Source organism: Corynebacterium hylobatis, assembly GCF_003955685.1.
GTDB classification, from domain to species: domain Bacteria; phylum Actinomycetota; class Actinomycetes; order Mycobacteriales; family Mycobacteriaceae; genus Corynebacterium; species Corynebacterium hylobatis.
Genome location: NZ_RXHJ01000026.1, coordinates 20,042 through 27,651, shown reverse-complemented (window position 1 = coordinate 27,651; position 7,610 = coordinate 20,042). Strand labels below are relative to the sequence as shown.

General features: G+C 66.1%; 7 protein-coding genes. 2 read left to right on the top strand and 5 right to left on the bottom strand.

The genetic code is table 11. From position 1 onward, the window contains the following. Window positions 1-102: 102 nt before the first annotated feature. Both EAH68_RS14150 and pgi read right to left on the bottom strand, forming a co-directional pair. The gene (locus EAH68_RS14150; protein WP_126121984.1) at window positions 103-1,590 is read right to left on the bottom strand and encodes a glutamate-cysteine ligase family protein; all 1,488 of its coding nucleotides are present in this window, start codon (window positions 1,588-1,590) and stop codon (window positions 103-105) included. Window positions 1,591-1,643: 53 nt separating this feature from the next. Next, window positions 1,644-3,281 (bottom strand): glucose-6-phosphate isomerase, encoded by a 1,638-nt coding sequence (gene pgi / locus EAH68_RS14145; RefSeq protein WP_126121983.1) that lies wholly within the window; start codon window positions 3,279-3,281, stop codon window positions 1,644-1,646. 96 nt (window positions 3,282-3,377) lie between these two features. Here pgi and EAH68_RS14140 point away from each other — a divergent pair, with 96 nt between their 5' ends. After that, window positions 3,378-3,683 carry an antibiotic biosynthesis monooxygenase family protein gene (locus EAH68_RS14140; protein WP_126121982.1) on the top strand — a complete coding sequence of 102 codons (306 nt, stop codon included), beginning with the start codon at window positions 3,378-3,380 and terminating at the stop codon, window positions 3,681-3,683. Between the two features lies 1 nt (window position 3,684). On the opposite strand, the gene EAH68_RS14135 is transcribed toward EAH68_RS14140, so the two are convergent. Next, window positions 3,685-4,053, bottom strand: coding sequence for a hypothetical protein (locus tag EAH68_RS14135; protein ID WP_126121981.1), 369 nt, complete (start codon window positions 4,051-4,053; stop codon window positions 3,685-3,687). After that, window positions 4,046-4,354, bottom strand: a complete 309-nt coding sequence (locus EAH68_RS14130; RefSeq protein WP_126121980.1) for a chorismate mutase — start codon at window positions 4,352-4,354, stop codon at window positions 4,046-4,048. The genes EAH68_RS14135 and EAH68_RS14130 overlap by 8 nt, the downstream gene beginning before the upstream one ends. Window positions 4,355-4,408: 54 nt before the next feature. Here EAH68_RS14130 and pcrA point away from each other — a divergent pair, with 54 nt between their 5' ends. After that, window positions 4,409-6,745, top strand: coding sequence for a DNA helicase PcrA (gene pcrA / locus EAH68_RS14125; protein WP_126121979.1), 2,337 nt, complete (start codon window positions 4,409-4,411; stop codon window positions 6,743-6,745). Here the strand turns inward: pcrA and EAH68_RS14120 are convergent, their stop codons facing one another. After that, window positions 6,746-7,507, bottom strand: coding sequence for a M23 family metallopeptidase (locus EAH68_RS14120; RefSeq protein WP_126121978.1), 762 nt, complete (start codon window positions 7,505-7,507; stop codon window positions 6,746-6,748). Window positions 7,508-7,610: the final 103 nt, after the last annotated feature.

Here is a 7,610-nt window from a genome sequence, read left to right as displayed (position 1 = left end):
GTGAACTCCACTAAGTCCGCAGTTCAGGGGGTATTTATTTAATGACAATGGGCACCGTTTCCATTTACCAGGAAACGGTGCCGTGGGATGAAGAAAGGCTCCTCAGCCGCCGATCTTCCAGGTGTGCACCGGCTCTTCAGTGGACTGGTGGGCCAGGTAGAGGCGCAGCATCTCGGCCAGGGCGGCACGCCGTTCCGGGGAGTTCGGCTTGCTGCCCGTCGGGGTGAGCGCCTTGAGGGTGCGCAGCTGCCACATGGCACCGTTCTGGCGGGTGCGGGCGCGCTGGCGGATGATGTCCAGATAGTAGGTGATCAGGTCTTCATCGACGTCGAGGGCGCGGAGACCCTCGCAGGCCTGGTCGAGGAGATGGTCCTGGATGAGGGTGGCGACGTCGATACGCCCGAGGGTGGGCCAGTCGAGGCGGGCGAACATGCCGGCGCGGGCGCCGTAGGTGAAGTTCTGTTCGGCGGTCTCGAAGGGCAGCCGCGACCAGACGGGGCGTGTCTCCTCGGCGAGGTATTTGACCAGGCCGTAGTAGAAGGCGGCATCAGCGACGATGTCGGTGATGGTGGGGCCGGCGGCCAGGATGCGGTTCTCCACACGGATGTGGGCACGCTGCTTGCCGGGGGCATAGATGGGCCGGTTCCAGCGCCACACGGTGCCGTTGTGCAGGTTGAGGTGGTGCAGGGTTGGGGACTGGCCCTCGATGATGGGCTTGCCGGAGTCCTCGCGTGCTTCGGGCAGGAGCGGGGAGAAGTAGCGGACGTTCTCCTCGAACAGGTCGAAGACGCTGTTGATCCACCGTTCCCCGAACCACACACGGGGGCGCACACCCTGGGCGACGAGCTCGGGGGTGCGGGTGTCTATGGACTGCTGGAAGACCGGCACCCGGGATTCGTGCCACAGTTTTCGGCCGAGGAACAGCGGGGAGTTCGCACTGAGGGCTACCTGGACGGCGGCCATGGCCTGCGAGGCGTTCCAGGCGCTGGCGAAACGGTTCGGGGGCACCTGCAGGTGCAGCTGCATGGAGGTGCATGTCGATTCGGGGGAGATGTCCTCGAATTCGTGGCGGAACTCCTCCTCGTTGGCGAAGTCGATGTGCACCAGTTCGCCACGGCTCTGCATGATGGCGTTGTTGAGTGCGCGGTAGCGGTTCTCCGGTGTCATCCAGCCGGGTTCGGCGAGGAACTCGGGGGTGATGGTCGGTAGGGTGCCGATCATCGCTATCCGGGCGCCCACCTGTTCGGCGGCCTGCCGCACCTCGGTGACACGCGCGGTGATGCCCTCGTGGAGTTGGCGCAGTCCATCACCCGCGACGGTCAGTGGCGGGTGGTTGAGTTCGACGTTGTGCAGGCCGATCTCGGACTGGTACTCCTCGCCGAGCAGCTCGAGGACGTCGGTGCCCTTGCGCAGCGGCTGCATGTCCTCGTCGACGAGGTTGAGCTCGAGTTCCAGACCGATGGTTCCGCGGTTGCCGAACTCGGCCTTCTGCAGGTGCTGGTCGAAGACCTCCAGGTCGTTCATCAGCTGCTGACGGTATTTCGTGCGCTGCTGCGGGGTGTAGGTGTCCTTGGAAACTGCGTCGCCCATGCTGAAGACTTTAGCCGCCCCGGGGGCTGCGGGCCGGGCTTATCGACGCCGTCCTACCGCTGAGCCCGGTACCAGTTGATCAGCGTGTCGGTGGAGGAGTCACCGGAATCTGCCTTCTCAGCACCGGAGACAGCCGCCGCGAGTTGGCTGGCCTGCTGCTTGCCCAGCTCCACGCCCCACTGGTCGAAGGAGTTGATGCCCCAGATCACGCCCTGCACGAAGGTGATGTGCTCATAGAGTGCGATGAGTGCGCCGAGCACCGCGGGGGTCAGCTCCTGCGCCAGGATCGTTGTGCTCGGACGGTTACCCGGCATGACCTTGTGGGCTGCGAGCTCTGCTGCCACGCCTTCCGCAGCGATCTCTTCAGCGGTCTTGCCGAAGGCCAGCACCTTGGCCTGCGCGAAGAGGTTGCCCATGAGCAGGTCGTGCATGGAGCCCTCGCCACTGGCGGTGGGCAGATCCTCCTTGGGGCGGGCGAAACCGATGAAATCGGCCGGGACGGTGCGGGTGCCCTGGTGCATGAGCTGGTAGAAGGCGTGCTGGCCGTTGGTGCCCGGCTCGCCCCAGTAGATTTCGCCGGTGGCGCAGGAGACAGCGGAGCCGTCGTGGCGGACGGACTTGCCGTTGGACTCCATGGTCAGCTGCTGCAGGTAAGCGGGGAAACGCGCCAGGTCCTGGGAGTAGGGGAGCACGGCGTGGGTCTCGAAGCCGTGGAAGTTGGTGTACCAGACACCCAGCAGCGCCATGAGGACGGGGATGTTGTGCTCGAAGGGGGTGGCGCGGAAATGCTCGTCCATGGCGTGGAAACCCTCGAGGAAGCGCATGAAGTCCATGGGGCCGATGACGGCCATGAGCGACAGGCCGATGGCGGAGTCGACGGAGTAGCGCCCGCCCACCCAGTCCCAGAAGCCGAACATGTTGGCGGTGTCGATGCCGAACTCGGCGACCTTCTCCGCGTTGGTGGACACCGCGACGAAGTGCTTCGCGACGGCCCGCTCGTCCCCCTCGAAGGCCTCGAGCAGCCAGCGCTTCGCAGCGTGGGCGTTGGCCAGGGTCTCCTGGGTGGTGAAGGTCTTCGAGGCGATGACGAAGAGGGTGGAACCCGGGTCGAGATCCTCCAGGGTGGCGGACATGTCGGCCGGGTCCACATTGGAGACGAACTCGGCGGTGATGCCGGCGGTGGCGTAGGAGCGCAGGGCCTTCGTCGCCATGGCCGGGCCCAGGTCGGAGCCGCCGATGCCGATGTTGACGATCTTCTTGATGGTGTGGCCTGTGTGACCCAGCCAGTTGCCCGAACGCAGGGCGGAGGCGAAGTCACGCATCCGGCCCAGCACCTCGTGGACGTCCGCCGCGACATCCTGGCCGTCGACACTGAGGTCCTCCGCCACCGGCAGACGCAGCGCGGTGTGCAGCACAGCGCGGTCCTCGGTGTTGTTGATGTGCGCTCCGGTGAACATCTTCTCGATTGCCCCGGAGACCTGCGCCTCCTTGGCCAGTGCGACCAGGGAACGCAGGATCTCGTCATCCACCAGGTTCTTCGACAGGTCCACATGCAGACCGGCGGCGTCGAAAGTGTACTTCTCCGCACGCTGCGGATCCCCGGCGAACAGCTCGCGCAGCGTCGTGGCCTGGCTCCGTTCGAAGACGGTCTCCAGGTTCTTCCATTCGGCGGAGGTGGTGATGTCGACCATGTGGGGGCTCCTCATCGGTTCAGATCTCTTTTATGTTCCTCCTGAATGTAGTGAAGAAACCCCACGTCCGCCCGGGAAGCAGGCACAATGGGGGACATGAGCATCATCAAGATCAACGCAATCACCGTCCCCGAGGGCGCCGGCCCCGAACTCGAGGCCCGTTTTGCCGCCCGCAAGCAGGCCGTCGACTCCTCACCCGGTTTCAAGGGTTTCCAGCTCCTGCGCCCCGTCGCAGGGGAGGACCGCTACTTCGTGGTCACCCGCTGGGCTGACGAGGAGTCCTACGTCGCCTGGCGCGACGGAGACGCCCGCAACGCCCACAGCGGTGAGAAACGTCAGCCGGTGGCCACCGGTGCCGAGCTGCTCGAGTTCGAGGTCGTCCTCGACTCCACCGAAGGGTAACTCAGTCCCGCAGCGGCCGGAGGATCTCGTGGGACTGGGAACCCGGGAACGGGTCGCGTTCCGCCGGGCCGCAGAAGAACAGCTGCTGGCAGACCTCATCTTCACGGGCGGGGTCGAGGGCCAGCACACACCGCAGCGTGAAAAGCTCCAGCCGCGCCGGATCCAGCCCTTCGTATGAGGCCGTCTCCCGCAGCATGGTCAGCAGATGAGGGTCCTCCGCAGGTACTGGCGAGGCGGAGATGAAGCGCACCTCGGCCGCCTCCGGCGGAATGGCGCCGACGCGGGCGGTGTAGAGCTGGTGGGCGTCGTCGACAAGCGACGGTTCAGCGACGAACCACGTGGTCACCAGGAGAGTCGGCCACTCAGCCAAGTCGGCCGCGCCCCAGGCGCAGCAGCGCATTGGCGATCTCCGGGCCCTCGGGGCCGAGTTCCTCGCGGAACTGGTTGATGATCGCCAGTTCGCGGGTGTGCACCAGGCGGGTGCCGCCGGAGCCCATGCGGGTCTTGCCGATGGCGCGGGAGACCTCCGTGCGGCGTTTCACGGCGTCGAGAATGACCCGGTCAAGCCGGTCGATCTCCTGCCGGTACTGCTGGATCTCCGCATCGGACAGGGGGTCATCGGTGCCGGAGGGCATGCGGATCTCGAACTGGGGTTCAGCAGCGTCAGTCATGGGCACTATTGTGCCACGGGGGTCATGTCGGGTCGGACTAGTAGGTTGTTAAGCATGCAGCAGTCCACCTCCACCGACCTCACCCTGGGCCTCAATGAGCAGCAGAAGGCCGCCGTCGAACACTCCGGTTCCCCCCTGCTCATCGTCGCGGGTGCCGGCTCCGGCAAGACCGCGGTGCTCACCCGGCGGATCGCCCATCTCATGCAGAACCGTGGGGTGGCCCCCTGGCAGATTCTCGCCATCACCTTCACCAACAAGGCCGCCGCCGAGATGCGCGAACGCGTCTCCGGACTGGTCGGGCCGGTCGCGGAACGGATGTGGGTGGCCACCTTCCACTCGGTGTGCGTGCGCATCCTCCGCCAGCAGGCACAGCTCGTGCCCGGGTTGAACACGAACTTCACCATCTACGACTCGGATGATTCCCGCCGTCTGCTGTCAATGATCGCGAAGGACCACAACCTGGACCTGAAGAAATTCACCGCCCGGGTCCTGGGCAACGCGATCTCCAACCTGAAGAACGAACTCATCACCCCGGAGGATGCGCTCGCGGAGGCCGAGGCCACCCGTAACCCCTTCGAGTTGACCGTGGCACAGGTCTTCGGTGACTACCAGCGCCGTCTGCGGGCAGCCAACGCCGTCGACTTCGACGACCTCATCGGTGAGGTGGTGCGCATCTTCCAGGAGCACCCGCAGGTCACCGACCACTACCGCCGTCGCTTCCGTCATGTGCTCATCGACGAGTACCAGGACACCAACCATGCCCAGTACATGCTCATCGCCACGCTGGTGGGTAAGGGGCAGGACGCCCCGGAGTTGTGCGTGGTGGGTGATTCCGACCAGTCGATCTACGCCTTCCGTGGGGCGACGATCCGCAACATCGAGGAATTCGAGCGCGACTACCCGCAGGCCCGCACCATCCTGCTTGAGCAGAACTACCGCTCGACGCAGACGATCCTCAACGCCGCCAACGCCGTGATCTCGCGTAACGACGGCCGCCGGGAGAAGAAGCTGTGGACCGCCCACGGCGAGGGCCGGCGGATCATCGGCTACGTCGCGGACAACGAGCACGACGAGGCGCGTTTCATCGCAGGCGAGATCGACGCGGTAGTCGACAAGGGTGCCACCTACTCCGACGTCGCGGTGATGTACCGCACCAACAACGCCTCCCGCGCGCTGGAGGACGTGTTCATCCGCGCCGGGATCCCCTACAAGGTGGTCGGCGGCACCCGCTTCTACGAGCGCCGCGAGATCCGCGACCTCGTCGCCTACCTGCGCATCCTGGAAAACCCCGACGACACGGTCAGCCTGCGCCGGATCATCAACACCCCGCGCCGCGGCATCGGCGACCGCGCACAGGCCTTCATCGCGCTGCACGCCGGGAACAACGCCGTCTCCTTCGGCGCCGCGCTTATCGACGCCGCCGCCGACAAGGTCGATCTCCTCGGCGCGCGCGGGCGCAACGCCGTGGCGAAATTCGTCGACATGATGGACACCCTGCGTGCCGAGATGCCAGACATGGTCAACGAGGTCACCGGCATGCCGGACCTCGGCGAGCTGATCTCCCGGGTGCTGGACATCACCGGCTACCGTGCCGAGCTGGAGGCCAGCAACGACCCACAGGACGGCGCGCGCCTGGACAACCTCAACGAGCTGGTCTCGGTCGCCCGGGAATTCTCCTCCGAGGCGGCCAATCAGGTCGCCTACGAGGAAATGGGCGGCGGCGAGTTCCAGCTTGAGGAGGGCGAGGCCGCGCCGGGTTCCCTGCAGGCCTTCCTGGAGAAGGTCTCGCTGGTGGCTGATGCGGACCAGCTCCCCGACAACGAGCAGGGCGTGGTCACGCTCATGACCCTGCACACGGCCAAGGGCCTGGAGTTCCCGGTCGTCTTCCTCACGGGATGGGAGGACGGGCAGTTCCCGCACCTGCGCGCTCTGGGCGACCCGAAGGAACTGGCCGAGGAGCGCCGCCTGGCGTACGTGGGTATCACCCGCGCCCGTGAGCAGCTCTACATCACCCGGGCGATGCTGCGCTCCTCCTGGGGCAATGCGGTGACCAACCCGCCGAGCCGCTTCCTCGGTGAGGTGCCGGAGGATCTGGTCGACTGGCGCCGGGAGGAGCCGGAGCAGTCGTGGTCGGCTTCCGGGGCGGGCTCCTGGGGCCAGCCGACGCAGCGTCGCACCCCGCCGCGGCGGCCGGACCTGCCGAAGGCCCGCAGCAGCAACAACAACCTCCAGCTGACGGTGGGCGACCGGGTCAACCACGATAAATACGGGCTGGGCACGGTCATCTCCTCCGATGGTTCGGGGGCGCGTGCCACCGTGACCATCGACTTCGGTTCCTCCGGCAAGGTGCGGCTGATGCTCATCGGTGGAGTGCCGATGGAGAAGCTCTAGCTAGCGGACGCTGATGCCCTGGCGGGCGAACCAGCCGACGGGATCTGTCGGGCCGTTGCCTTCGGGGCGGATCTCGAAGTGCAGGTGGGGGCCGGTGGAGTGGCCCTCGTTGCCGATGGTGGCGATCTGGTCGCCGGCGTTGACGCGCTGGCCGACGGAGACGTCGACTGTGTGGACATGCCCGTAGACGGAGATGGAGCCGTCGTCGTGGCGCAGGCGGACCCACTGGCCGAAACCGTCGGCCGGGCCGGCGTTGATGACCTCGCCGTTCATGACCGCCAGCACCGGGGTGCCGATGGGGTCGGCGATGTCGATGCCCTCGTGGGTGGCGCCCCAGCGGGCACCGTAGCCGGAGGTGAACTGGCCGGAGGTGGGGAATACGACGGTGCGTCCGTCGGCGGTCTGGCCGCGGACCGGGGACATCCGGTTGACGCTGCCGAGGACATCGCTGAGGTCCACATCGGTCAGATCATCCGGGGAGACGACCGTGATGGCCGCGGAGAGGGCATGGAGGGGGTCGAGGATCACCTGCAGGTCGGTGAGTTCGCCCTCAGGGGAGTCGTTGGTGTCGATCGTGTCGGCGAGCTTGCCCACCGCATCGAGAACGGTGATCAGGTCGTTGATGTCGGCGCCCTCGACGCCGTCCTCGGTCACCTGGAACGTGGCTTCCTGTGCACCTGCAGCAGGGGCGAGAACCGCGGAGCTGAAACCCGTGGCGATGGCTGTGGCTGCGAGGAGGGTTCTGAGGCCCGTTCTTGTCATCGTTGTTACCTTTTCGTTTTGGGGACGAGTCAAAACTACCGGGGCAACAGGGGGGCCAGCAATGTGAAAGTGCAGGTGAAAAGGGGGTTTGCGAAACGTACCT

Excerpts from the sequence above, each read along its gene's own strand:
- EAH68_RS14150 (WP_126121984.1), bottom strand. The coding sequence starts at position 1,590 with ATGGGCGACGCAGTTTCCAAGGACACCTACACCCCGCAGCAGCGCACG.
- pgi (WP_126121983.1), bottom strand. The coding sequence starts at position 3,281 with ATGGTCGACATCACCACCTCCGCCGAATGGAAGAACCTGGAGACCGTC.
- EAH68_RS14140 (WP_126121982.1), top strand. The coding sequence starts at position 3,378 with ATGAGCATCATCAAGATCAACGCAATCACCGTCCCCGAGGGCGCCGGC.
- EAH68_RS14130 (WP_126121980.1), bottom strand. The coding sequence starts at position 4,354 with ATGACTGACGCTGCTGAACCCCAGTTCGAGATCCGCATGCCCTCCGGC.
- pcrA (WP_126121979.1), top strand. The coding sequence starts at position 4,409 with ATGCAGCAGTCCACCTCCACCGACCTCACCCTGGGCCTCAATGAGCAG.
- EAH68_RS14120 (WP_126121978.1), bottom strand. The coding sequence starts at position 7,507 with ATGACAAGAACGGGCCTCAGAACCCTCCTCGCAGCCACAGCCATCGCC.